Annotated in this window: 13 protein-coding genes; 11 read left to right on the top strand and 2 right to left on the bottom strand. The window is 48.3% G+C overall.

Annotated elements, in window-relative coordinates:
* Nucleotides 1–58: 58 nt before the first annotated feature.
* From ampE to B5P39_RS13740, 8 genes are all read left to right on the top strand, one after another.
* On the top strand, nt 59–910 hold the full coding sequence (gene ampE / locus B5P39_RS13775) for a beta-lactamase regulator AmpE (protein WP_088211907.1): 852 nt from the start codon (nt 59–61) through the stop codon (nt 908–910).
* Between the two features lie 369 nt (nt 911–1,279).
* Nucleotides 1,280–2,032, top strand: a complete 753-nt coding sequence (pdhR, locus tag B5P39_RS13770) for a pyruvate dehydrogenase complex transcriptional repressor PdhR (RefSeq protein ID WP_011070781.1) — start codon at nt 1,280–1,282, stop codon at nt 2,030–2,032.
* A gap of 80 nt (nt 2,033–2,112) precedes the next feature.
* Nucleotides 2,113–4,779 (top strand): pyruvate dehydrogenase (acetyl-transferring), homodimeric type, encoded by a 2,667-nt coding sequence (gene aceE / locus B5P39_RS13765; protein ID WP_088211906.1) that lies wholly within the window; start codon nt 2,113–2,115, stop codon nt 4,777–4,779.
* A 12-nt stretch (nt 4,780–4,791) separates the two neighbouring features.
* Nucleotides 4,792–6,837 (top strand): dihydrolipoyllysine-residue acetyltransferase, encoded by a 2,046-nt coding sequence (gene aceF / locus B5P39_RS13760; RefSeq protein WP_088211905.1) that lies wholly within the window; start codon nt 4,792–4,794, stop codon nt 6,835–6,837.
* Nucleotides 6,838–6,986: 149 nt separating this feature from the next.
* On the top strand, nt 6,987–8,414 hold the full coding sequence (lpdA, locus tag B5P39_RS13755; RefSeq protein WP_011715641.1) for a dihydrolipoyl dehydrogenase: 1,428 nt from the start codon (nt 6,987–6,989) through the stop codon (nt 8,412–8,414).
* 140 nt (nt 8,415–8,554) lie between these two features.
* The gene (locus B5P39_RS13750) at nt 8,555–13,018 is read left to right on the top strand and encodes an EAL domain-containing protein (protein WP_088211904.1); all 4,464 of its coding nucleotides are present in this window, start codon (nt 8,555–8,557) and stop codon (nt 13,016–13,018) included.
* 230 nt (nt 13,019–13,248) lie between these two features.
* On the top strand, nt 13,249–15,465 hold the full coding sequence (locus B5P39_RS13745; RefSeq protein ID WP_176399938.1) for a patatin-like phospholipase family protein: 2,217 nt from the start codon (nt 13,249–13,251) through the stop codon (nt 15,463–15,465).
* A gap of 211 nt (nt 15,466–15,676) precedes the next feature.
* A complete protein-coding gene (locus B5P39_RS13740) occupies nt 15,677–17,719 on the top strand; it encodes a M13 family metallopeptidase (protein WP_088211903.1) in 2,043 nt (680 codons plus the stop codon).
* Nucleotides 17,720–17,788: 69 nt separating this feature from the next.
* Here B5P39_RS13740 and hxpB read toward each other — a convergent pair whose 3' ends face one another.
* Entirely contained in the window at nt 17,789–18,445 is a 657-nt protein-coding gene (gene hxpB / locus B5P39_RS13735) for a hexitol phosphatase HxpB (RefSeq protein WP_088211902.1), read from the bottom strand.
* Nucleotides 18,446–18,879: 434 nt separating this feature from the next.
* On the opposite strand from hxpB, the gene acnB reads away from it, so the two are divergent.
* Nucleotides 18,880–21,477 carry a bifunctional aconitate hydratase 2/2-methylisocitrate dehydratase gene (gene acnB / locus B5P39_RS13730; RefSeq protein WP_088211901.1) on the top strand — a complete coding sequence of 866 codons (2,598 nt, stop codon included), beginning with the start codon at nt 18,880–18,882 and terminating at the stop codon, nt 21,475–21,477.
* Between the two features lie 173 nt (nt 21,478–21,650).
* On the opposite strand, the gene rsd is transcribed toward acnB, so the two are convergent.
* A complete protein-coding gene (rsd, locus tag B5P39_RS13725) occupies nt 21,651–22,136 on the bottom strand; it encodes a sigma D regulator (RefSeq protein ID WP_086017236.1) in 486 nt (161 codons plus the stop codon).
* A 459-nt stretch (nt 22,137–22,595) separates the two neighbouring features.
* On the opposite strand from rsd, the gene hemE reads away from it, so the two are divergent.
* Complete coding sequence (gene hemE, locus B5P39_RS13715; RefSeq protein ID WP_088211900.1) at nt 22,596–23,660, top strand: uroporphyrinogen decarboxylase; 1,065 nt, start codon at nt 22,596–22,598, stop codon at nt 23,658–23,660.
* Nucleotides 23,661–24,037: 377 nt separating this feature from the next.
* On the top strand, nt 24,038–26,608 hold the full coding sequence (locus B5P39_RS13710) for a putative bifunctional diguanylate cyclase/phosphodiesterase (protein ID WP_088211899.1): 2,571 nt from the start codon (nt 24,038–24,040) through the stop codon (nt 26,606–26,608).
* Nucleotides 26,609–26,624: the final 16 nt, after the last annotated feature.

The raw sequence follows: 26,624 nt of genomic DNA, 5'->3' as shown, positions 1-26,624 counted from the left end.
GGAGGTATTTTTCTCATCACCCTGCGCGTTTCCGGCTTTTTTACAAGGAGTATTACCGATGGCATTATTTTCATTACTGGTCGCCATTCTTGTGGAACGATTAAAGTTCCTTCCCGCTTCGTGGCAGAGTGATCGCGTTCTGCAGTCCTATCAATCCACTTTCTTTGGTGACAAAGCCTCGTTAACCAATACCAGTATGTTGCTCGCCTTAGTGTTGCCAGCCTTGGTCGTGCATGTTTTGGGTTGGGTTGCGTCTGGCATGTTTTGGGGGTTATTAACCCTTGCCCTGTGGGTGGTGGTGGCAATTATTTGCTTTAATCATCAAAAAAAGCGCGATAGCTTTAAAAAGTATATGCAGGCGGCGTGTCGCTCCGACGTGCAAGCCTGTTACCATTATGCCGCCGAATTAGATTGCAGTGAGTGTTTAGATGCTGTGTCTGAAAAAGATTTAGGCGCCAAAGTTGGGCAGAGTGTTGCTTGGATTAACTATCGTTATTACGGCGCAGTGGCATTATGTTTTATCTTCCTAGGCCCGGTTGGCGCTGTCTTATATTGCACCGCGCGTTTTTATGCCGAAGAGAATGTGCGTAAATCCCTTAACCTACCGCTTATCGAAGATATTATGTTTGTGCTGGATTGGATCCCAAGCCGGGTATTTTCCTTTGGCTATGCGCTCAGCGGTCAGTTTAGTGAAGGGCTATCGGCGTGGCGTGATCATGCTTTAAATATCCATGCGAGTGCGAGACGAGTGGTGACAGAAACGGCGTTAGCCTCCCAGCCACTGCCTGAGGAGTCGAGTGCACCAGTTTGTGTACAATCGACCTTAGCATTATTAGTCTTAAGTAAACGCAACTTTACGCTGATGGTTGCTGTGCTGTCGTTATTGACCATTTTTGGCCTAGTGACTTAAGCCGTAGTCGCCTCGATACTTTTTATAGAAGGAATGGGTGAAGGTGATTCGCCAATTCCTTTTTTGTTTTTAGGGCATTTAAACCGACATTTCTGCTACGTCACAGAATGCCATTTCGCCACTGTCTTTTGGGGTTATTTTCGGTGAAAATGCCTTTTACTCAGAGGCTTATTTGGCATTCATTTACTTATGTCAAATGGTCTGACCCCATAGTGACATTTTTAGGCTATGCTCTCACATCGTGAGCGGTTTTGAATGGGATCACCTTTTAAGGTCGATTTTCAATCTAGACATCAAAAGTGTGATTTGATAAAGTGCGCTCACTCATAAAAATTGGTAAGACCAATTTACAACGGAGCTGAGCGCCTAATGGCCTATAGTAAAATTAATCAGCCAAAAATTTCTGATGTGATCATGGCGCAACTCGAGCAGATGATCCTCGAAGGCAGTTTACAGCCGGGTCAGAAATTACCGCCGGAGCGCGAACTGGCCATCCAGTTTGAAGTGTCTCGCCCTTCACTGCGTGAAGCCATTCAAAAGCTTGAGGCGAAAGGGCTATTAATGCGCCGTCAAGGCGGCGGTACTTATGTCAAAGAACAACTCTGGCAGAGCCTTGCCGATCCTATCGTTGAATTAATGACTGCCGATCCAGAAAGCCAATACGACTTGCTGGAATTCCGTCATGCTACCGAAGGCATGATGGCCTATTTTGCCGCATTGCGTGGCACAGACGCCGATATGCAGAATATCAAGCGTATGATCCTTGAGGTGGAAGCCGCCACCAATATCGAACAACAAGCCGCTGCCATTGTACGTTTCTACCGCGCCGTCGCCGAAGCGTCACACAATGTGGCTATGTTGCATCTCGTTCTCAGTTTAACCCCTGTGCTGCATAAGAATGTGGCGCAAAACTTGGAGCTTTTAAGCCGCCGCGAAGAAGCCTCCACTATGGCCAACGATCACAGACGTGCTCTGCTCGCTGCTATCGTTCGTCGTGATCCTGAAGCCGCCAGAGAAGCCTCGAATGAACACCTAAGTTACATCGAAGAGGTGATGTTATCTGTGCGGGAAGAAGATAGCCGGTTGCAGCGAAGTTTGCGCCGTTTAAAGAGTGGCGCTTAAGTTCCCGACTTTAGCACTCGCTAAAGCGGAATATGCCGCAAACACCATTCATCATCATGTATATAGAGAAGGACAGTGTCATGTCTGAAGATATGCTACAAGACTTAGATCCGTTAGAGACTCAGGAATGGGTTGACGCCCTGCAAGCTGTATTAGAACAGGAAGGCCCTGAACGCGCCCATTTCTTATTAGAGAAACTGATCGATAAAGCCCGTCGCAATGGCACGCACTTGCCTTACACTGCGACCACGGCCTATTTGAACACCATTCCAGCGGGTCAAGAGCCGCACATGCCTGGCAACCAAGAGATGGAACGTCGCATTCGCGCCATCATCCGTTGGAACGCCTTAGCTATGGTGCTACGTGGTTCTAAGAAAGATTTAGAGTTAGGCGGCCATATTTCGAGTTTCGCGTCGAGCGCAACCATTTATGACGTGTGCTTCAACCACTTCTTCCGCGCGCCAAACGAGAAAGACGGCGGCGACTTAGTGTATTTCCAAGGCCATATCGCTCCAGGTATCTACGCCCGTTCATTCTTGGAAGGTCGTTTAACTGAAGACCAACTGGCTAACTTCCGTCAAGAAGTGGATGGCAAAGGTTTATCTTCTTATCCGCACCCTAAGTTGATGCCTGACTACTGGCAATTCCCAACTGTTTCTATGGGTCTGGGTCCAATCCAAGCGATTTACCAAGCTCGCTTTTTAAAATACCTGACTGACCGTGGTCTGAAAGATTGTTCTGATCAAACCGTTTACTGCTTCTTAGGTGACGGTGAGTGTGACGAGCCAGAAGCCTTAGGTGCTATCGGTTTAGCTGCCCGTGAAGAATTAGACAATTTAGTCTTCATCATCAACTGTAACCTGCAACGTCTGGACGGCCCAGTACGCGGCAACGGTAAGATCATCCAAGAACTGGAAGGCGAATTCCGCGGCGCTGGCTGGGAAGTGGTGAAAGTGATTTGGGGTCGTTACTGGGATCCATTATTAGCCCGCGATACCAGCGGTAAGTTACTGCAGTTAATGGAAGAAACCGTTGACGGTGAATACCAAAACTGTAAAGCCAAAGGTGGCGCTTATACTCGCGAACACTTCTTCGGCAAATACCCAGAAACCGCCGAAATGGTGGCGAACATGTCAGATGATGACATTTGGCGCTTAAACCGTGGTGGTCATGACCCAGTTAAAGTGTACGCGGCATTAGACCATGCGCGTAAGACTAAAGGTCGTCCAACTGTGATCCTAGCGAAAACCGTTAAAGGTTACGGCCTAGGTGATGCGGGTGAAGGTAAGAACATTGCCCACAACGTGAAGAAAATGGGTATCGAGTCTATCCGTTACTTCCGCGATCGTTTCAATATCCCAATTCCAGACGATCAATTAGAAGATCTGCCGTTCTACCACCCAGGTCCGGATTCGGAAGAAGTGAAGTACATGATGAGCCGTCGTGCCGAGCTGCATGGCAGCGTGCCACAACGTCGCGAGAAGTTCAGCGAAGAGCTGGAAGTGCCATCACTGAAGATTTTCGACTCGATTCTGCAGGGTTCTAACGGCCGTGAAATTTCGTCAACGATGGCGTTTGTTCGCGTACTGACAGCACTGTTAAAAGACAAGAAGATTGGCAAAAACATCGTGCCAATTATTCCTGACGAAGCGCGTACCTTCGGTATGGAAGGTCTGTTCCGTCAAGTGGGTATTTATGCTCACGAAGGCCAAAAATACGTTCCGCAAGATTCTGACCAAGTGGCTTACTACCGTGAAGATAAGTCAGGCCAAGTACTGCAGGAAGGTATTAACGAATTAGGTGCTATGTCATCTTGGGTATCGGCTGCAACCAGCTACTCAGTAAACGATGTGCCAATGATCCCATTCTACATCTACTACTCAATGTTCGGTTTCCAACGTATTGGTGACATGGCTTGGGCTGCGGGTGATATGCGTGCTCGTGGCTTCTTAGTCGGTGGTACTTCTGGCCGTACAACCCTGAACGGTGAAGGTCTACAGCATCAGGACGGTCACAGCCACGTACTGGCTAACACTATTCCTAACTGTATTACCTACGATCCAACTTACGGTTATGAAATTGCCGTTGTGGTACAAGATGGTATTCGTCGTATGTACGGCGAGAATCAAGAAGATATCTTCTACTACCTGACCACAATGAACGAAAACTACGAGCAACCAGCCATGCCAGAAGGCGCGGAAGTTGGCATCGTTAAAGGTATCTACAAGTTAGAAACCGTTGCCGGCTCGGGTAAAGGCAAAGTTCAATTAATGAGCTGTGGCACCATTCTTGAGCAAACCCGCAAAGCGGCTCAAGCACTGGCAAAAGACTTCGGTATCACTGCCGACGTATTCAGCGTAACCAGCTTCAACGAACTGACTCGCGATGGTCAAGCGGTTGAGCGTTGGAACATGCTGCACCCAACTGAAACGCCAAAACAAGCGTATATCAGCCAAGTGATCTCCAGTGATGCGCCTGCAATCGCAGCGACTGACTACATGAAGATCTACGGCGAGCAGTTACGTGCTTACATGCCAACCGATTACAAAGTGTTAGGTACTGACGGTTTCGGTCGTTCAGACAGCCGTGACAACCTGCGTCACCACTTCGAAGTGGACGCTAAGTTCATCGTTATCGCGGCACTGAAGTCACTGGTTGATCGTAAAGAGCTGCCTGTTGATGTGTTAGCGAATGCCATCAAGGAATACGGCATCGACGCTGACAAGATCAATCCACAGTACGCGTAAGAGGCAATGAAAATGGCTGAATTAAAAGAAGTTTTTGTTCCTGATATCGGCGGCGATGAAGTACAGGTTATCGAAATCTGTGCTTCTGTGGGCGATACCTTAGCAGCGGAAGAGTCGATTCTGACCGTTGAAAGCGACAAGGCGACCATGGACATTCCTGCGCCGTTCGCGGGTGTGTTAGCCGAATTGAAAGTGGCCGTCGGTGACAAAGTAAGCGAAGGTACCTTAATTGCGATGATGCAAGCAGCGGGCACGGCTAATGTTCAAGCTGCGCCAGTTGCTCAAGCTGCCGCTCCTGCGCCAGCAGCACCTGCTCCAGTACAAGCGGCTCCAGCCCCTGTGGCTGCTGCGCCTGCGACGGGCGCAACCCAAGTGGTTGAAGTCACTGTGCCGGATATCGGTGGTGACACCGATGTGTCTGTTATCGAAGTCTTAGTCGCCGCTGGCGATAAGATTGAGATTGACGCTGGCCTTATCACGCTAGAAACCGACAAAGCGACCATGGACGTACCATCGCCATTCGCGGGTGTGGTGAAAGAAGTGAAAGTGGCTGTGGGTGACAAGGTTTCTCAAGGCTCATTAGTGATCATGCTCGAAGTGGGCGGCGCGGCACCTGCCGCAGCGCCACAAGCGAGCGCACCAGCAGCCTCTGCACCAGTTGCTCAAGCGGCATCTTCCGTCACACAAGCAGCAGCGCCAGTTGCTCCAGTCGCCGCTGCGGCACCAGTGGTTGCGGTTAAAGAAATCCAAGTGCCAGATATTGGTGATGCGAGCAATGTCGATGTGATCGAAGTGCTCGTGTCTGTGGGAGATGACATCACTGTTGATCAAGGCTTGATTACCCTTGAAACCGACAAAGCGACCATGGAAGTACCAGCGCCATTCGCCGGTAAACTGTTGTCGTTAACCGTTAAAGTGGGTGACAAGGTTTCTCAAGGTAGCGTGATCGCGACGATTGAGACTACTTCCGTTGCAACAGCAAGTGCAGGTGCAGCTCCTGCACCTCAAGCAGCAGCGCCAGCGCCTGCACCAGTTGCCCAAGAAGCGGCACCAGCACCTGTTGCTGCCGCTCCTAGCCGTCCACCAGTTCCACATCACCCAAGTGCGGGTGCGCCAGTGGCAACTGGTGTGGTGCATGCGTCTCCTGCGGTTCGCCGTTTGGCCCGTGAATTTGGTGTGGATCTCACTCAAGTGACGGGTTCTGGCCGTAAAGGTCGCATCATGAAGGAAGACGTACAGGCGTATGTGAAGTACGAACTGTCTCGTCCTAAGGCGACAGCAGCAACCTCAGTTGCAGCGGGTAACGGTGGTGGTCTGCAAGTGATTGCTGCACCAAAAGTGGATTTCAGCAAGTTTGGTGAAGTGGAAGAAATTCCATTAAGCCGTATCCAGAAGATCTCTGGTCCAAACCTGCACCGTAACTGGGTAACCATTCCTCACGTGACTCAGTTCGATGAGGCTGATATCACCGAGATGGAAGAGTTCCGTAAGCAGCAGAACGACGCGGCAGCGAAGAAGAAAGCCGATTATAAGATCACTCCGCTGGTCTTTATGATGAAAGCTGTGGCGAAAACGCTGCAACAGTTCCCAGTGTTCAACTCAAGCTTAAGCAGCGACGGTGAATCACTGATCCAGAAGAAGTACTACCACATCGGTGTGGCGGTTGATACGCCAAACGGTCTAGTGGTACCTGTGGTACGTGATGTGGATAAGAAAGGCATTATCGAGTTATCTCGTGAGCTAGCCGATATTTCTATCCGTGCCCGTGACGGTAAGCTGAAGTCTGCCGATATGCAGGGTAGCTGCTTCACTATTTCAAGCCTAGGTGGCATTGGTGGTACTGCATTTACCCCAATCGTTAACTACCCAGACGTGGCGATTTTAGGTGTGTCTAAATCTGAAATTAAGCCTAAGTGGAATGGTAAAGAATTCGAGCCTAAATTGATGCTTCCGCTGTCGCTATCATACGATCACCGCGTGATCGATGGTGCTATGGCTGCACGCTTTAGCGTGACCCTGTCAGGAATTCTGTCCGATATTCGTACTTTGATTCTGTAAACAAATAAGGCTGCTCATCTTGAGTGGCCTTTTGTTTATTGTGATCAGTATCAAACACAGGTTAAAATGCGCCCACCTTACGCGCTGGCGCATTTTCGGTTGGCAGGATTACTCTCCTCCAACGGATTGAATGAGAATTAGAGGAAAACATGAGTAACGAAATCAAAACTCAGGTAGTGGTATTAGGTGCAGGTCCTGCTGGATATTCTGCGGCCTTCCGTGCGGCTGACTTAGGTCTGGAAACCGTTATCGTTGAACGTTTTAGCACTTTAGGTGGCGTGTGTCTGAACGTGGGTTGTATCCCATCTAAAGCCCTGTTACACGTTGCTAAAGTCATCGAAGAAGCCAAAGCCGTTGCTGCACACGGTGTAGTGTTCGGCGAGCCAACAATCGATTTAGACAAGTTACGCAGCTTCAAGCAAAAAGTGATCAGCCAGTTGACTGGTGGCTTAGGCGGCATGTCTAAAATGCGTAAAGTAAACGTTGTTAATGGCTTCGGTAAATTTACTGGCCCTAACAGCTTAGAAGTGACCGCTGAAGACGGTACTGTGACCGTTGTTAAGTTTGACCAAGCGATCATCGCTGCGGGTTCTCGCCCAATCAAACTGCCATTCATTCCCCATGAAGACCCACGTATTTGGGATTCGACCGACGCATTAGAACTGAAAGAAGTGCCTGGCAAACTGCTGGTTATGGGCGGCGGTATCATCGGTTTAGAAATGGGTACGGTTTACTCTTCTCTGGGCAGTGAAATCGACGTGGTTGAAATGTTCGACCAAGTGATCCCTGCGGCTGACAAAGACGTTGTTCGCGTATTCACTAAGCAAATCAAGAAGAAATTCAACCTGATCCTCGAAACCAAAGTGACTGCGGTTGAAGCCCGTGAAGACGGTATCTACGTTTCGATGGAAGGTAAGAGCGCGCCAACTGAGCCAGTACGTTACGATGCAGTGTTAGTGGCTATCGGCCGTACGCCAAATGGCAAGCTGATCGACGCTGAAAAAGCAGGCGTTAAGATCGATGAGCGTGGTTTCATCAACGTAGACAAGCAATTACGTACTAACGTACCGCACATCTACGCTATCGGTGACATCGTTGGTCAACCAATGTTGGCTCACAAAGGCGTGCATGAAGGCCACGTAGCGGCCGAAGTGATCGCGGGTATGAAGCACTACTTCGATCCAAAAGTGATCCCATCAATCGCTTACACAGACCCTGAAGTGGCCTGGGTTGGTCTAACTGAGAAAGAAGCGAAAGAGCAAGGTATTGCTTACGAAACAGCGACTTTCCCATGGGCTGCCTCTGGCCGTGCAATCGCTTCTGATTGCAGCGAAGGTATGACTAAGCTGATTTTCGATAAAGACACTCACCGTGTAATCGGTGGTGCTATCGTGGGTGTTAACGGTGGCGAACTGTTAGGCGAAATCGGCCTAGCAATCGAAATGGGTTGTGATGCTGAAGATTTAGCATTAACTATCCACGCTCACCCAACGCTGCACGAGTCAGTGGGTCTAGCGGCTGAAATCTACGAAGGTTCTATTACTGACCTGCCAAACCCAAAGGCAAAGAAAAAGTAAGCTGATACCTTTCTTAAAAAAGCGTCCAATAGGGCGCTTTTTTATTGCATTGATAAAATTGTAACTTTAATGTGAACAAGCGGGTGAATTGAGGCTTTTGAACTGCTACAGTACAACTATGGTATGAAGTAAGTCATCAAATGCAAACAAGAATAACTAAAACACTTCTGGCATGTTTCATCCTTTTTATCTCTGGTCTGAACATGGTTTGGGCTGGTGGATTTGTGCAACGTGTATTCACCGATAGAGATGGATTAGCCGCCACCAGTATCCGCGGCTTGACCTTAGATGACCATGGTTTTGTCTGGGCGGCGACCGAGCAGGGCTTATATCGTGTGAGCAATTCTAAGGTCAGACGTATCGATAAAACGGGTACTGAGTCGCGCATTGCTGATGATTTCCTCAACTCAGTAGTCAATGTTGGGCAAGATAAGCTGTTGGTGAGCACTAACGCAGCACTGTATCTCTACGATATCAGTCATAACCAATTTATTCTGTTTGGCTCCCCCGATTTATTTCCACACTTTCCCGGTGGTGCTCTCGTCTCTGCGGCGCGGATGAACGCACAAAACTGGTTATTACTGATCGATAATGGCCAGATTTATCAATACTCGCCTGTTAAAGCTGAACTCACTCTAGTCACTCAACTGCCGGTGAATCGTGATCTGCCTTGGCGCAAGCTGCTGGCCCTGCCTAATGGACAGATGCTGTTGGCAGGACAGTTTGAGTTACAGCTGCTCGATAATGCGGGCAAGACAGTGCATCGATACACTTGGACTGAGTCTATGGGCAGTATTCTCGATATGCTTGAGGATTCTAAAAATCGAGTTTGGCTAGCGACGAGTCGCGGGGTGTATCGACTCGACACTAACTCGCAGCAACTTGAGCCCGTGCCTGAATTGCCCGATTGGAGCACAGTGATCGTCGAAGGTCCTAAGGGCGCACTGTGGTTTGCCAGTCGTTTTGGCTTATTAAAATGGACGCCAGAGACACACCAGATAGAAAACTATCAAGAAGAGCTGAAAAAACAGGCCAATATGGAAATCCTCAAGGCCATGCTTTTCGATGAGTCAGGTCTGATGTGGGTGGGCGGCTCGGGTGATGGTTTGGCGTTGCTGGCATCCCAGCCCGATTTTATCTTAGAGACCTATACCGCAGACAAACCCTACGCACTAAGCGATGCCATGATTTGGTCTGTGCTTGCCACACCGGAGGGGTTATGGCTTGGTTCTTCGAGTGTGATGTTTATTGCCAAGGACACCCAGCAAGCCATAGATATCCAGATTGAAGGCTTGTTATCGCACGAGAGCATTTACGATATCAGTGAGTTTGCCGATCATTCATTACTGGTTTCAAGCACCAGTGGTTTGTTTGTGGTCGATAGGCAAACACTAAAAGGCGAAAGTTTTGCAAAGTGGATCAATGGCCAAGATGAATTTAAAAACAAATTGGTTTACCGCACCTATGCCGATCCTCAATTGAAGGGGCGAGTGTGGATAGCGAGTTCTACAGGGCTGTATTTCTGGGAGCCGGGGTTATTAACGCCGCAAGCCTTTAATATCGATAAGCCCGTGAAAGGGGATGCAGAGCCTAAGCGCCCAGCGATTAGAACCTTGTATCGTGCCTCCGATGGTAAGCTGTGGGTCGGTGGCAAGCGGGTCTTCGGCTATATCGACGAGGCGAATGAGTTCCATGATCAACGAAACTTATTCAATGGCCTAAGTGCCATGCCGACAGTGAGCCATATTGAAGAAATGTCACCCGGGGTGATGTGGTTTGGCTCCTACGAAAAGGGATTATTCGAGTATCACCTGAATAGCAGTGAGCTGGTCTCGCTCACAGCCCTGTGGCAAGTGAATTGCAGCTCAGTGTTTTTTATCCAAAAGACGCCTAAAGCTAATCTAGTCGCCTGCGCCGATTCATTGATCCGCCAAGATATCGCGACTGGCCACATCGCTATGTTCGATCAGCTCGATGGCTTGATTTCCAATGAGTTGAACGAGGGGGCTTACTTTTATTCGCCCGAGTTTGGTTTGTATCTCGGCACCCCGGAAGGGGTGATGCACCTCGATGTGGACAAGTTAGTCAACCGTATTACCGACGATCATGTGATGCTCGAGTCTGTGTCTGTCTATTACGATAACAGCACGGAAGTTTCGCTACTGCCAAAACCTATGATGGTCGTCAAACCCGATGCCAATATGGTGAGTTTGCAGATCACTAACCTCGATTATCTCGATGATTCGCCGATCCAATTTAAATACCGACTGCGTTACCAAGGGGAAGAGGATAACTATGTGCTGCTGCAAGGCGAGTCGCAGATAAACCTCGCAGGACTGGCGGCGGGCGAGTATGAGTTGGAAATCTTAAGCCAAGTGAATGGCATCTGGTCGGATAAACCCTTCGCTTATCCCTTCTATGTTGAGCAGCATTGGTGGCTGACTCAGGGTTTTAAAGGCGTATTACTGCTAACGTTTTCGATCATCGCCTTGAGCCTCGCTTGGTATCGTCAGCGCCAGGTGCGGACTTTTATGACGATGAACCAAGCACTGACCGAGAGTGATGACCGTTTGCGCCAGTCGCTGCGTGGCAGTGATTCCGATCTTTGGGAGTGGCATAGAGATACCCAAAGCTTTTACCTCGATAACCGAGGCGCGGTGCTGGGCACTCATGCCAATGAGATAGTCGTTTCCCTCGAGACACTCCCCGTTCACCCAGAGGATAGGGATAAGGCCCTCGCGCAGTGGAACAGTATGTTGGCTGGCGAGATTGACAGATTTGAGGCCGAGTATCGCTATCAACGTCGAGACGGTAACTGGGGCTGGCTAAGGGTGAGAGGTCGCCCAGTGTCGCGCAATCGCCATACCCAAGTGATTGAGCGGGTGGCGGGGATCTACAGTGATATTACCCTGCAGCGTCAGCTAGAGGATGAAATCAATCTCCTCGCCCAAGCCTTTGAGAATACCTCAGAGGGCGTGCTGATCTTAGATGTGGATGAAAACATTCGAGTCGCAAACCATGCGGCGCAGCAGATTATTGGTTCAGAGCAGCATGATCTCGTCGGGCAATCTTTCTCCCAATTTGTGCAAATGAAGGATGGTCTCTCGACCGAAGTGCATCAGTTGCTCGGCCAAGACAGTTCGTGGACGGGTGAGCGCGAGTTAGTGGGGCAGAATGGACTGATTTGCCCCGTGTGGCTTAACGTCTCTGTGATGCAATCGGCTAACGATAGCTCACTGCATTATGTGATTGTCTTTTCGGATATCACCGAGCGGAAGCGTACCGAGGCGGACCTGAGGCGACTGGCGAATTATGATGTGCTAACTGGGCTGCCAAACCGCTCGCTGTTTTCCAGCCGTTTATTGCAATCGATTCAGACTGCGCAGCAGAGTGGCGAAAAGCTGGCGCTGTTATTCCTCGACCTCGACCGCTTTAAGCATGTAAACGACTCCTATGGCCACAGCATGGGTGATGCCTTGCTGGTGGAAGCCTCCAACCGCTTGCAGTCTTGTATTGGTAGTGAGCATTTGCTCTGTCGTTTCGGTGGCGATGAATTTGTGATCCTGCTAAGAAACGCCAATAACTTAAACGAGATAAACCACATTGCCGAGCGGTTACTGGCACAAATTGTGGCGCCATTTAAGTTGTTTGGTCGGGAGTTTTATATCTCTACCAGTATCGGGATCAGTATTTGGCCCGACGATGCGGTGCAGCCTGAAGCCTTTATTAAAAATGCCGACCTTGCCATGTACCACGCCAAGGAAGAGGGGCGCGGCAACTTTAAATATTATTCGTCGGAACGTAATGCCCAAGCGCTTTATCATTTACGCTTGGAGGCGGATTTACGTAAGGCCATCGAGCGCGAAGAGTTTGAGCTTTATTATCAGCCGCAGATCGATATCTTGCGGGGCGATAAGTTTATTGGGATGGAGGCCTTAATCCGTTGGCGCCATCCGAAGGAAGGTTATATCCGTCCCGATATTTTTATTAAGGTCGCCGAAGCCTGTGGTTTAGTGGTTGAAATCGACCGCTGGGTATTCCGCCGCGCCTGTTTGGATGGTGCTAAGTGGGTAAAACGTTGTGCGGCCCCCTTTAAATTGTCGGTGAATATTTCGGCGGTGCATTTCCGCCAGCCGGATTTTGTCGAAGGCTTGAAAAAAATCTTAGCCGATACCCAAATGCCGACCTCATCCCTCGGGTTAGAAATTACCGAAGGCGTGTTGATGAAGGAAGTGCAAGCGGCGAAAAGCCATCTGACTCAGCTTAAAGAATTGGGAATCGAAGTGGCTATTGACGACTTCGGCACTGGCTATTCTTCTTTGGCTTACTTACGTCATTTTGATGTGAATACCTTGAAGATTGATCGCTCCTTCTTAATCGATATCGCGACTAACTCTGCGGATCAGGCGATTGTTAGCAGTATTATCGAGCTGGCCCGCAACTTGAAATTAACCGTGGTGGCCGAAGGGGTCGAAACGGTCGAACAGTTGGAACAGGTCTTTAGCCGCGGCTGTTATATAGTGCAGGGCTATTATTTTGCTAAGCCTATGTCGGTGACAGAGTTCGAACGATATTTACTGCAAAAAACGACTCTTGGATCTTAAGTTTAGGGTTATTTCCAAGTCATGCTGATGCGGGTTACTTGTGAAATATTGGTCGTTATTTTGAGCGTTTGTCTATTGCATTCACTTCGCTATTTCGTTGCGGAATAGCGAACTGTGTTTATCTTGTATTGCTTAATCACTCATCGGTTCAGATAAAATATCGCTGACGGTTAAATCAATAAATTTGTTAAGATAAGTTGAATTTTTTATCCAATAAAAAGTAGCCCATTATGATGCGTCGAATACTCGCTTCTGTCTTTTTATGTTTTTTGCTAACGCCCTTGTATGCGGCGGAACGACCTAAGGTTGGGCTGGTACTCAGTGGTGGCGGCGCTAAAGGTGCTGCGCACGTGGGCGTGCTTAAAATCCTAGAAGAACATCATATTCCCGTGGACTACATCGCAGGTACCAGTATCGGTGCCTATGTTGCTGGCATGTACTCTTTGGGCTACAGCGCGAGTGAAGTCGAAGCCATTATGATGGGGGTCGATTGGGACAGCGGTTATTCGGATACCATTCCGCGTAACGTCTTGAGTTATCGAGATAAGCAGTTACGTGATCGTTACAATATTCCGCTCAACATAGGTTACAACGAAGGAGAGGTTAGGGCTCCTAGCGGCTTGTTGCGTGGGCAAACCATGTCGCAGCTATTACGCCAATCAACCGATCTGGTACAGCAATTTGGCGATTTTGATGCCTTAGCGATTCCCTATCGTGCGGTCGCGACGGATTTAGAAACCAGTTTACCCGTCGTCATCGACCGCGGCAGTTTAGTCAAAGCCATGCAGGCATCTGCGACTGTGCCGGGTGCACTGCAACCGACTCAGATCGATGGCAAGTTGTTAGTCGATGGTGGGATTGCCAACAATATGCCCGTCGATGTGGTTAAGGCTATGGGCGCGGATATCATCATTGCCGTGGATATCGGCTCGCCGCTGGTGAAAAAAGACAAACTGGATAGCACGATTGCGGTGCTCGACCAGTTATCTAACTTCCTGACCAATGCCAGTACCGAAAAGCAAAAACAATTACTAACAGATAAAGACGTATTGATCCGTCCCGCTATCGATGCCTTAAGCACCACAGACTTTACCATCATGCCTTTGGCCCTGACGTTAGGGAAAGAAGCTGCTAATGGTCAACTGGATAAATTGCAGGGCATGAGTGTCAGCACCGAAGAATATGCCGCCTATGTGGATGCGAAGAAAACCAAGGGCAAGTTATTAATGGCGGATGTGGCGCATCCCATTAAAGAAATCGTATTTGATAACCAGTCTAAGGTTAGTCTGAACCTATTGAAGGAAACCTTAGATCTGAAAGCCGGCCAAGCCGTGACTAAAGATGAGCTAAACGAGGCGTTAAAACGGATTTATGCCTTAAACAAATTTGAGCGTGTGGATGCTGAGTTTGTGGAAGGCGAAGAAGGCCGAGTGCTGACTGTGACTACCCGTGCGAAATCCTGGGGGCCAAATTACTTCCAACTCGGCTTTAACTGGGAAGATGACTTTAGTACCGATTCGGCCATCAGTTTCGACATGGCTTATACCATGACCGACTTAACATTTAACGGCGGCGAGTGGCGTAACGAAGTCAAATTAGGCTTTGAAAAACTATTTGCGACTGAGTTTTATCAACCCTTGGACAGGGACCAAGAGTTTTATAGTCGAGCCCGTTATCAATACGATATCCATAATTGGGACTTGTACGATAACAACAACCGCGCCCTTATCTTCGACAAGAAGACCCACACCGTTGAACTGGGTATTGGCTATAACTATGTTTTACAAGGGTTTATTGAGTTTGGCCTAGTGGCGGAAAAGGGCGTTATCGTCAACGATGCCTGGCTGATTAAGGATTTCGATTTTAAATCCTACGGCGCCTACTTAAGAGCGGGTTATGACAGCTTAGACAGTATCAGCTTCCCAACATCGGGTAACCGAATCACCTTAAATGTGTATGTGCGCAATGAGGATTTTGACGATCTCGTCGACAACAATGAGAACGAATATAGCGTGCAGGTTGAGGCCGATTGGAAAGGGGCGCTGAGTGTTGGCAATCATGCCTTTGTGGGTAAAGCCTCGATAGCGACCAACAATAACGATGGGCTCAATACCTTGCACTTGTCGGATTTAGGTGGTTTCTTAAATCTTTCTGGTTATCACAAGGACTCGTTAACAGGCGCCCATAAGCTCTTCGGTGCCTTTGTCTATCAGTATGATTTAGGTCGCGATGCCCTCGGAATGACGGATTATCCGCTCTATTTAGGCTTAAGTTTAGAGGCGGGTAACGTATGGTTTGAACGGGATGAAGTCTCACTCTCAGATCTTATCTATGCTTCTAGCCTTTACATAGGTACAGATACTTCCATGGGGCCGGCTGCACTTGGCTTTGGTGTGACCGATATGGGTGATAAATCCCTGTATTTATTCGTCGGTAAAGCCTTCTAAATTGAGCGAAGGGCATAACTGAGGTTGTGCCCTTCGTCTTTTTATCGGCACATTATTCCCGCATGACCTGAAAATCCTGTTTATACTCGTTTGCGCAAATATCACTAAGTGTCATAACCTTTTACAAAATCTTGCTACAGCCAAACTAGGCAAAATGCTAAGGTTTTGCAGGAAAAAATAACAACACTCTCAACGGAAGCTGGGGAAAACAATGAAGAAGATTAGCACACTGGCGCTGGGGATTGCCCTGAGCCTAGGTTTAGCCGCTTGCAGCAGCGAGCCTAAAACTGAAGTCGCCGCGGTTTCTGGCATTGAATTACAAAACTTTGATGCCTCAGTTCGCCATCAAGACGATTTTTATTACAGCGTGAACGGTAAATGGTTAGCGAATACGCCTATCCCTGCCGACAAGTCTAACTACGGTGCATTCTCTGTGCTGTACGATCAAAGCCAGGATGCGTTGAAAAAAATCATCGATGCCGCCGCAGCGCAAAAAGATGCTGCTCCTGGCTCTAATAATCAAAAAATCGGTGACTTTAACGCCAGCTTTATGAATACCGATTTGCTCGAAACCTTAGGCGTGACCCCGCTTAATCCTCTGCTTGCGGATATCGCGGCGGTGAAAACCCACGGCGAATTACCCGCTGTGATGGGCAAATTACTGACCAGCGGCTCAGGCATTCCCTTTGGTTTCTACGTCAATAACGACGCGAAAAACTCTACCCAATATGCTGTGTATATCAGTCAGTCGGGCTTAACCCTGCCAGACCGTGATTACTATCTGAAAGATGATGCTAAGTTTGCCGCAACCCGCGAAGCGATGGCGAAATATGTGACCGATATTTTGACCGAAGCTGGCTACAAGAATGCCAAACGCGCAGCGAAAAACGTGGCCGACATCGAGATGATGATCGCGAAGAGCCAGTGGAGCCGTGTTGAATCTCGCGATGCTAACAAGTCTTACAACAAGCTGAGCCGTGCTGAGCTGCAAAAGCTGACCGGCAAGTTTGACATCAATGCCTTTGCGGCTAGCGCAGGCCTTGGTGATAAAGTGACTGAAGTCATCGTGCGTCAGCCATCATACTTAGAAAAGTTAGGCGCTAATTTTGATGCCTTCCCCGTTTCTGCTTGGCAGGATTATCTGACTTTCCACTTAGTGGATAGCTATGCTGAGCTGTTAAGCAAAAACTTCGTTGACCTTAACTTTGCCTTCAAAGGTAAAACCTTAATGGGTATTGAAGAGCAACAACCACGTTGGAAAAAGGCTGTAGATGGCGCCGATCAAGTGATTGGTGAGTTAGTGGGTGAGGAGTATGTGAAGCAATACTTCAAGCCAGAAGCGAAAGCCCGCATGGAAACCATGATCAAAAACCTGATCAAGGGCTTCGAAGTCAGCATCAATGAACTCGAGTGGATGACGCCAGAAACGAAAGTCGCTGCTCAAGAAAAACTGTCTAAGTTTACCTACAAGATTGGTTATCCAGACAAGTGGAAAGACTACACAGCGTTAGAGATCAAGCCTGATGAGTTGGTGGGTAACTATATGCGTTACGCCAACTTCGAATATCAAGACATGATCAACAAGTTAGGTAAGCCAATCGATCGTACCGAGTGGCATATGACACCACAAACGGTCAACGCTTATTACAGCCCTGTAGGCAATGAAATCGTATTCCCAGCAGCGATTCTGCAACCGCCATTCTTCAATATGGAAGCCGATGATGCGGTCAACTACGGTGGTATCGGTGCGGTAATTGGCCACGAAATCAGCCATGGTTTCGACGACCAAGGTGCTAAATACGATGGCGACGGCAACCTGCGTGACTGGTGGTCGGATAAAGACCGTGAAGAGTTCCAAAAACGCGGTAAGCAACTGTCGGCGCAGTATTCTGGCTATGAAGCCTTGCCCGGTAAGTTTGTGAACGGTGATTTAACACTAGGCGAAAACATCGGTGACTTAGGTGGTTTAACTGTGGCTGCGCGTGCCTATGCGATGAGCTTAAACGGTAAACCTGCACCAGTGCTCGATGGCTTAACGGGCGAGCAGCGTTTCTTCGTCGGTTGGTCACAGGTATGGCGCCGTAACTACCGTGATGAAGAGTTGGGTCGTCGTTTGCTGACGGATCCACATTCACCTAGCCACTACCGTGCTATGGGTACGCCTCGCAATATCGAAGCCTTCTACAAAGCCTTCGAGATGAAAGAGAGCGACAAGATGTACTTAAAACCTGAAGAGCGCGTGAAAATCTGGTAATCCATAGGATGAAAATGAAAAAGCCAGACGGATGTCTGGCTTTTTGCTTTTCGCAATTTGGTGCTGTGATTAGCCCAAGATCGCCGGTAAATCTAACAGGCTGTCGGCTTGGTGGTGGGCGACAATCCATTTCGCCTCACCGCGTTGCTCTGGTGCGGGAATGGCAACGGTTTGCATATTGGCGGCGCGGGCGGCGATCAGACCATTAAAAGAGTCTTCAATCGCGAGGCAATAACGCGGGTCGACTCCTAAGGCGGCCGCACAATTTAAGTAAACCTCGGGATGCGGCTTGCCATAGGTGAGTCCTTCGGCGGATTGTACCGCCATAAACTTATCGCTGAGGCCGAGTTTACTGAGTACGGCTTCGATAATGGTGTAAAAAGAGGAGGTCGCTAAGCCTATCTTTAAGCCTTTGGCTTGGCAGTATTCCATCGCCTGCTGAACCCCTTGCATGGCTTCGCCCGTTATCAGGATCTCCTCTGCGACTTTATTGACGATGGCTTTGCTGACCTTAGCATTGTCGTAATTGGCCCAAGGGGCTTTGTGATACCAATAGTCGACACATTGGTCGATGCGTAAACCCGTGGTTTGTTGAATCGTTTCGATAGTAACAGGCACGCCAAGCGCCGATAACACTTCATATTCAACCCGCTGCCAAAGGGGTTCTGAATCGATTAACACACCATCCATATCAAAAATAACAGCTTGAATACTAAGGGATGTCATTACTACTCCAAGGGATGGGAAGGATTACTAAGCGCTATGCTCTGGGAACTTGAGTGTATGTTTAAGCTTGGCATCTTCAAAGCCTAAAAAGACATAGTTTAAAAATATTTACGCTTACCTGACGGTTGTGAGCAAAAAAATAATCGTTCGATTTTAAATTGATTAACTTATGTTAACTATTTGTCGCTTATGGTTTTTTGTCTGTTTTCAAACTATTGTCTAATTTCCCTTGTTTTATTCTTGCCGTAAGTTGAGCTGCACCTCCGGATTTAGCCCTTATTTCGTCTTTCGCCGAGTGTGACCTGATTCATACTTTTGCAAAGCTGTAGTATACTGCTGGCCGGAAATACGGGTCGATCATGTCGGACTGTCAGCTTCAATTGAGAAGACGTGCAGTTTCGTTGTTAGAGCGCCAAACAAAGAGGAATGTTGCCGTGCTAGAAGCATATCGTAAACACGTCGCAGAACGTGCTGCAGAGGGCGTAGTCCCTAAGCCATTAGATGCACATCAAGTGGCTGAACTGGTTAAATTGGTTCAAAATCCCCCCGCTGGTGAAGAAGCCGTTATTCTTGACCTGCTAGAAAATCGAATTCCCCCAGGTGTTGACGAAGCCGCTTACGTAAAAGCCGCTTTCTTAGATGCGGTAGCTAAAGGCACTGCAACTTCACCTATCCTGTCTGCCGAACGTGCGACTGAGTTGTTAGGCACTATGCAAGGTGGCTATAACATCGAGCCGCTGATCGCTCAGCTAGATAACCCAGCTCTGGCGCCTTTAGCCGCTAAAGCCTTGTCTCACACTCTGCTGATGTTTGATTCTTTCCACGATGTGGTTGAGAAAATGGAAGCGGGTAATGCCTATGCTAAACAAGTGGTTGAAGCTTGGGCAAATGCAGACTGGTACTTAAGCCGTCCAAAGTTAGCGGACAAAGTCACCCTGACCGTATTCAAAGTCTCTGGTGAAACCAACACCGACGACCTGTCACCAGCGCCTGATGCTTGGTCACGTCCAGATATCCCATTGCACGCCTTAGCTATGCTGAAAAACGCGCGTGATGGTATCGAGCCTGATGTACCTGGCAGCGTGGGTCCAATCAAGAAATTAGAAGAACTGAAAACCCAAGGTTTCCCATTAGTTTACGTGGGTGACGTTGTTGGTACTGGTTCATCACGTAAGTCAGCGACTAACTCAGTACTGTGGTTCATGGGCGATGATATCCCATTCGTTCCTAACAAACGTGCTGGTGGTTTCTGCTTAGGTGGCAAAATTGCCCCGATTTTCTTCAACACTATGGAAGATGCGGGCGCACTGCCAATCGAACTTGACGTTAGCAAAATGGAAATGGGCGATGTGATCGACATTTACCCATACGCTGGTGTTGTTAAGCGTCATGGCACTGAGGAAGTGATTTCTGAGTTCAGCCTGAAAACCGACGTACTGTTAGACGAAGTGCGTGCGGGTGGTCGTATTCCATTGATCATCGGCCGTGGTTTAACTGACAAAGCACGTTCAGTTTTAGGTTTACCAGCATCTGACGTATTCGTACGTCCTCAAGACGTTGCAGATTCTGGCAAAGGTTACACCCTTGCTCAGAAGATGGTAGGTAAAGCATGTGGCGTTGCTGGTGTGCGTCCAGGCCAATACTGCGAGCCTAAGATGACCTCTGTGGGTTCTCAGGACACTACCGGCCCTATGACCCGTGATGAGCTGAAAGACTTAGCTTGTTTAGGCTTCAGTGCTGACCTGACTATGCAGTCATTCTGCCACACTGCCGCTTATCCAAAACCCGTTGACGTGAACACTCACCACACGCTGCCAGACTTCATCATGAACCGTGGCGGTGTATCTTTACGTCCAGGTGACGGTGTTATCCACTCTTGGTTAAACCGTATGTTATTACCTGACACCGTTGGTACTGGTGGTGACTCACATACGCGTTTCCCAATCGGTATTTCATTCCCAGCAGGTTCTGGTTTAGTTGCTTTCGCTGCGGCGACCGGTGTGATGCCTCTGGACATGCCAGAATCAGTATTAGTGCGCTTCAAGGGCAAGATGCAACCTGGCATCACCCTACGTGACCTAGTACATGCAATCCCATTAAAAGCGATTGAAATGGGTCTGCTGACCGTTGAGAAGAAAGGTAAGATCAACATCTTCTCTGGTCGCGTACTGGAAATCGAAGGCTTAGAAACCCTGAAAGTAGAACAGGCTTTCGAACTGTCTGACGCTTCTGCAGAACGCTCTGCAGCAGGTTGTACTATCAAGTTGGACAAAGAGCCAATCATCGAGTACTTGAACTCGAACATCACTATGCTGAAGTGGATGATCGCTGAAGGTTACGGTGACCGTCGCACTATCGAACGTCGTATCAAAGGCATGGAAGAGTGGTTAGCGAATCCTGAGTTGATGAGCGCCGATAAAGATGCTGAGTACGCTGCAGTGATCGAAATCGATCTGAACGAGATCAAAGAGCCAATCCTGTGTGCTCCTAATGATCCTGACGATGCTGTATTACTGTCTTCTGTTGCGCAAACGCAAATCGACGAAGTATTCGTTGGTTCTTGTATGACTAACATCGGTCACTTCCGTGCGACCGGTAAGATGTTAGACAAGTTCGCTAAGACGCTGCCAACTCGTCTGTGGATTGCTCCACCGACTAAGATGGATAAAGACCAGCTGACCGAAGAAGGTTACTACGGTATTTTCGGTCGCGTTGGTGCGCGTATCGAGATCCCAGGCTGTTCACTGTGTATGGGTAACCAAGCACGTGTGGCCGAAGGTGCAACTGTAGTATCAACTTCTACCCGTAACTTCCCGAACCGTTTAGGTACAGGCGCTAACGTTTACTTAGCCTCTGCGGAGTTAGCGGCAGTTGCAGCCCTGTTAGGTCGTCTGCCAACGGTTGAAGAATACCAAGAATACGCGAAAGAGTTAGATGCAACAGCAGCTGACACTTACCGTTACTTGAACTTCGATCAAATCGATTCTTACACTAAGAAAGCATCACAAGTGATCTTTCAATCAGCTGTATAATCGATTGATATAACAATGAAAAAGCCAGCGAAAGCTGGCTTTTTTGTTTGTGGATGCTATTGCTAAGTACTTGGTTAAGAGGCTATTGCCAATCTCAAACATTTATTAAAGATGGCGACTTGCCCAAGCGACGAGTAATCATGCGACTCGCGGCGCATAACGGTTAGCACTAATTAGGCTTGCTGGGCGTGCTCTGAATACTGGTTATGTAACACTTCGAGCAATTTATCTTCTAACTCGAAACGGGTTTCCATGGTGTGGGCCAGTTCGGAGAGATCCTTATCGAGCTGGTATAACACTTGATCATCCTGCGCTTCGGCGTACTTATCATTAAAATCTAATGCCGCATTGGTGGTAGGGGTGATCTTCGGCAGTACTTGCTGGGCTAAGGTTTTGCTCGAGGCGCCAAATTTTTCACAGGCATTGACCACTTGGTCATAGACTTCGAAATGGCCTTCGGAGACGTAATCGACTAATAAATCACAAAAGGATTTTACATGGTCGAAGGAAGGAAGGGATTTTTCGGCTTTCCCATAGGGAGGAAGGCCCGCTATCTGGCAGTAATGCACCAAGAGTTTACGACGATTTTCTAGCCATTGATCTATAAGCTTATTTGAACCGCCCCACTTTTGTTCTGCTTTTTCGAGTTCTCTCAGCATGATGCATTCCATTTAAGTGCCAGGACATGACTCTAATGTAGGGGAGAAATAGCTCTTGGATCAACCCTTTTTGTTGGGATTTGCGAGAATTGGCAGATGGACAAACCAGCTGTTTTGTATAAAAAAATGCGGAAATAAAAAGCCCAACGATAGAAACCTATCGTTGGGCGAGTAATGTATATAGCAGGCTCGATGCGACGAGCTTCTTGATTGTTCTTGCTAGCGCAAACTTTTTATACCAAAGGCAGGAAACCAGCGCAACTTTTTTCTGTCTTAGTGTGACTTTGGGTTCGATTAATAAACAGTATGTTATCTGGCTAGCATTTTGACGATAAGTGCTTAAATGGACAGCAATGATGGGGATTAGCTCACATAAATTAGCTCATATTGGTTACATTATTCGCGTAAATGCTAAACTACCGACCCAGCGGATCTCAATAAGTCTAGGAATCAAGCCAAATGGCAGAATTAAAGAATGATCGTTATTTACGCGCCCTACTAAAACAGCCTGTTGATATGACTCCAGTGTGGATGATGCGTCAAGCAGGTCGTTATCTTCCTGAATACAAAGCGACTCGCGCTCAAGCGGGTGACTTCATGTCTTTATGCAAAAACCATGAATTGGCCTGTGAAGTAACGCTACAACCGCTGCGTCGTTACGAGCTGGATGCGGCGATTCTGTTTTCCGATATTCTGACAGTTCCCGATGCTATGGGTTTAGGTCTGTATTTTGAGGCGGGCGAAGGCCCACGTTTTGAGCGCCCAACAGACACTATCGATGCCATCAAAAAGTTAGCCGTTCCCGATCCAGAAGATGATCTGGGTTATGTGATGAAAGCGGTTAGCACTATTCGCCGTGAACTGAACGGCCAAGTGCCATTGATTGGTTTCTCTGGTTCGCCTTGGACACTCGCGACTTACATGGTTGAAGGCGGTTCGAGCAAAACCTTCGAAAAAATTAAAAAGATGGCCTACGCAGAGCCAGCGGCGCTGCATATGTTACTCGACAAGTTAGCCGATTCAGTGACTCTGTACCTGAATGCGCAGGTTGCTAACGGCGCGCAATCGCTGATGATTTTCGACTCATGGGGCGGCGCGTTATCGCACACGGCTTACCGTGAATTCTCACTGCGTTATATGCAGAAGATAGTCGATGGCCTGACTCGCTTTGCCGATGGCCGCCAAGTGCCAGTGACCTTATTCACTAAGGGCGGTGGTTTATGGTTAGAAGCCATGGCTGAAACAGGCTGTGACGCCTTAGGGTTAGATTGGACTGTCGACATTGCCGATGCCCGTCGCCGTGTAGGCCATAAAGTGGCACTGCAAGGCAACATGGACCCATCTATGCTGTACGCACCAATTCCACGTATCGAAGAAGAAGTGGCTCAAATTCTGGCGGGCTACGGTGAAGGTACAGGCCATGTGTTTAACTTAGGCCATGGTATTCACCAGCACGTTGACCCAGAGCATGCGGGTGCCTTAATCAAGGCGGTTCATGCTCAATCTAAGCAGTACCATAAGTAATCGATACTGAAGAAGAAACGGACCCTAGGGTCCGTTTTTTATTGCTGTGTTTCCTTCGCTGAGCTGGATTGATTAAGCACGAAGTACACTGCCTGATAACGCGCAGTTCAATCAAAATAATATAGGAAACAAAGTATTTACAAACGGATTTAGAACATAGGATCTTGATTAACATCTAACTTTTAGAAACTTATTTATCGAATAGCTGTGCTAAATCAAAGGTGTTTTAAACAATTAAATGCATGCTATTGCTTACTTTAGCAACGGATAAAGCAAAGTGATATTTAATCCTATTTGCAAATAAGCTATGTTGCATGGCGCTATAAGGGACTATGTAAAGCCGTTAATCAATTTAATTACGAAAGCCGTGGTAGAAGATGCGCATAGGCAACAAAATATTGGTATTTATTGCGGGGTTTTGTTTGCCTGCGGTTGTGCTTGTGTCCTATTGCCTCGGTTATTGGTTCGACCATAGGGTCGAGCAGTTGCGCCAAGACAATGTGCAGCATGAGCTGACCAATGTTCAACAACAGTTTCATATCGATCTCGACCGCTTAAGTTTCCTGACTAATATCTACGCTTCGCCTCTGTCTCGGGTCGATGGCGATCTGCTAGAGTCAATCGAATCATCATGGCGTGAGAGTGCCATATCCGCCAATTTGCATTGGTTTATTCTGCAAGGCGGACAGCTGCACAGTGTCCTCGCCAATACCTCCAGCATTGCCTTGCCAACCCAACAGGAAATAGCCCGCGCGGTACTTGCCGCCGATAAACCTCAGCTTGCAGGAGCTTATCTTGCTGGGGATGTTGGGCTTGTTGTTACCGCGGTTGCGGTGGCCCCCGAAGAATATGTGCTCTTGGTGCGCCAGTTATCGGCACAAGACTTACTAGAATATGCCCAAGTGCCATTAGTCACTCAGGTACAAATGAGCAGCAGCAATCTGGCAACAGCAAAGGATTATGTCGGGTTCGTCCCAATCCCGAGTTTGCTGAATAACACTCCCTTGTATCTGCAGGTGCAGTTTTCAACCGAACCTTTCCAAGAGGTAAAGCTCGATCTCGATTGGGTTTCGGTGGGGATTATTCTACTCGGCGTGTTGATTGTGGCGCTGGGTTACATTTGGCTGCGCGCAGGCCTGTTAAAGCCCTTTAAGAGCATGATGAAGCAGTTGGCATTGGTCGACCCGACGGCTAGCGTGTATCGCCCTGTGAGCGGCGAAGGCAACGCCGAGTTAGAAGTGTTGGCCAGCCGAGTGAACAGCTTACTTGCCCGCATATACCAGCAGAAAGAACGTGGTAAAACGACTTTGGAGTCGATTGCCGAGGCGGTGATCCTGACCGATATCGATGCCAAGGTGATCTACATGAATCCCAAGGCCGAGTCCTTACTCGATGTCGCCAGTTGTTACGCCGTGGGTCAGAGTTTAGCGTCGTTATTAAAAGCGGGGGAGCAGTTAAATCAAGCCGTATTCCACTGTATGCGCTTAGGGGAGACCACGCCGCAAGTCGCCAAGATCAAGCTTTTAACCGCCACGCCACGGATTATTGAGCGCAGCATCAGTAACGTGTTGAATCATGATAAAGAAATTACTGGTACTGTGGTGGTGCTGCGGGATATCACCCAAGAAGAATTGCTTAAACGTCAGCTGCAAAAACGCGCAAATTTCGATGGCATTACTGGCTTATTGAATCGCCAAGCCTTCGAAGAGCAGTTACCGCAGTTTGCCTGTCAGGCTAAGCGCATCGCGGTATGTTATCTGGATTTAGAACAGTTTAAGTTGATTAACGATAGTTGTGGGCATACAGCCGGTGATCGCATGTTGGTCTTAGTAGCGCGGGCGATTCAGTCTTGTCTCGGGCCACAGACCTTGTTAGCCCGCCTCGGGGGCGATGAATTTGGCTTAGTGATCTGCGATAGCACTGCTTTATCTGTGGCGCAGCAGTTAAAACAGATCATTGCTCAGGTTTCGCTGCAGGTGTTGCACGATAAAAACTGTAACTATAAGGTCGGCTTGAGTATCGGGGTTGCCTTTGGCCGTGCGCCTTATATCAATGCCTTGGAGCTGCTCAAGGATGCGGATATTGCCTGTATCGCTGCCAAAGCTAAGGGCACAAACCAAATCCATTTTTACGATGATAAAGATAAAGAGCTGACCTATCAGCGTAACGCGCCTAAATGGGCGGTGCGTATCGCGCAAGCGATTGAGGAAAACGAACTGCTGCTCTACTACCAACCGATCCGCGGTTTAGGGGCGAGTTCCAAACGGCAACGGATGGAAATCCTGCTGAGGATCCAAGAGCCCTGTGGTCGTATTCTAGCGCCAGCGCAGTTTATTGCGGCGGCGGAGCGCTTTAAGTTGATGCCAGAAATCGATAAAGAGGTGATACGTAAAGCCTTTTTGTGGCTGTCGTTAAATCCACAGCTGTGGCCGGATCACTGTATTTCAATCAACCTTTCTGGCAATAGTCTAGGCGCCGAAGGCATGGTGGAATACATAGCTCAGCAGCAACATATTTTTGATATCCCAAGCCAATGTGTCTGCTTTGAAATCACCGAAACTACGGCGATTCAAAACCGTCAGCGTGGCATGGAAATGCTCAGGCAGCTGCGTAAACTCGGGTTTTCCTTCGCACTGGATGATTTTGGCAGTGGCTTTGCGTCCTACGGTTATCTGCGTGAACTGCCGGTGGACTATGTTAAAATCGACGGCTGCTTCGTGAAGAACCTCGCGGTCAATGCCAAGGATTACGCTATCGTTAAATCTATTCAAGATGTTTGCCGAGTGATGGGGATTGAGACGGTTGCCGAGTTTGTCGAAAACCAAGAGATTATCGATAGATTACAAGTGATTGGTATTAACTACGCTCAAGGCTATGCAATCGGACGACCGCAACCTTTGGCCAGTTATTGCCAGCAGTTTGATATGCAGGCGGCACAACGCGCCTAGGGGATTGCGCTTTTAA

Source organism: Shewanella sp. Shew256 (assembly GCF_002196695.1).
GTDB lineage: Bacteria > Pseudomonadota > Gammaproteobacteria > Enterobacterales > Shewanellaceae > Shewanella > Shewanella mangrovisoli.
Note: the sequence above shows the minus strand (reverse complement) of the source record. Positions and strands in the feature narration are given on the sequence as shown.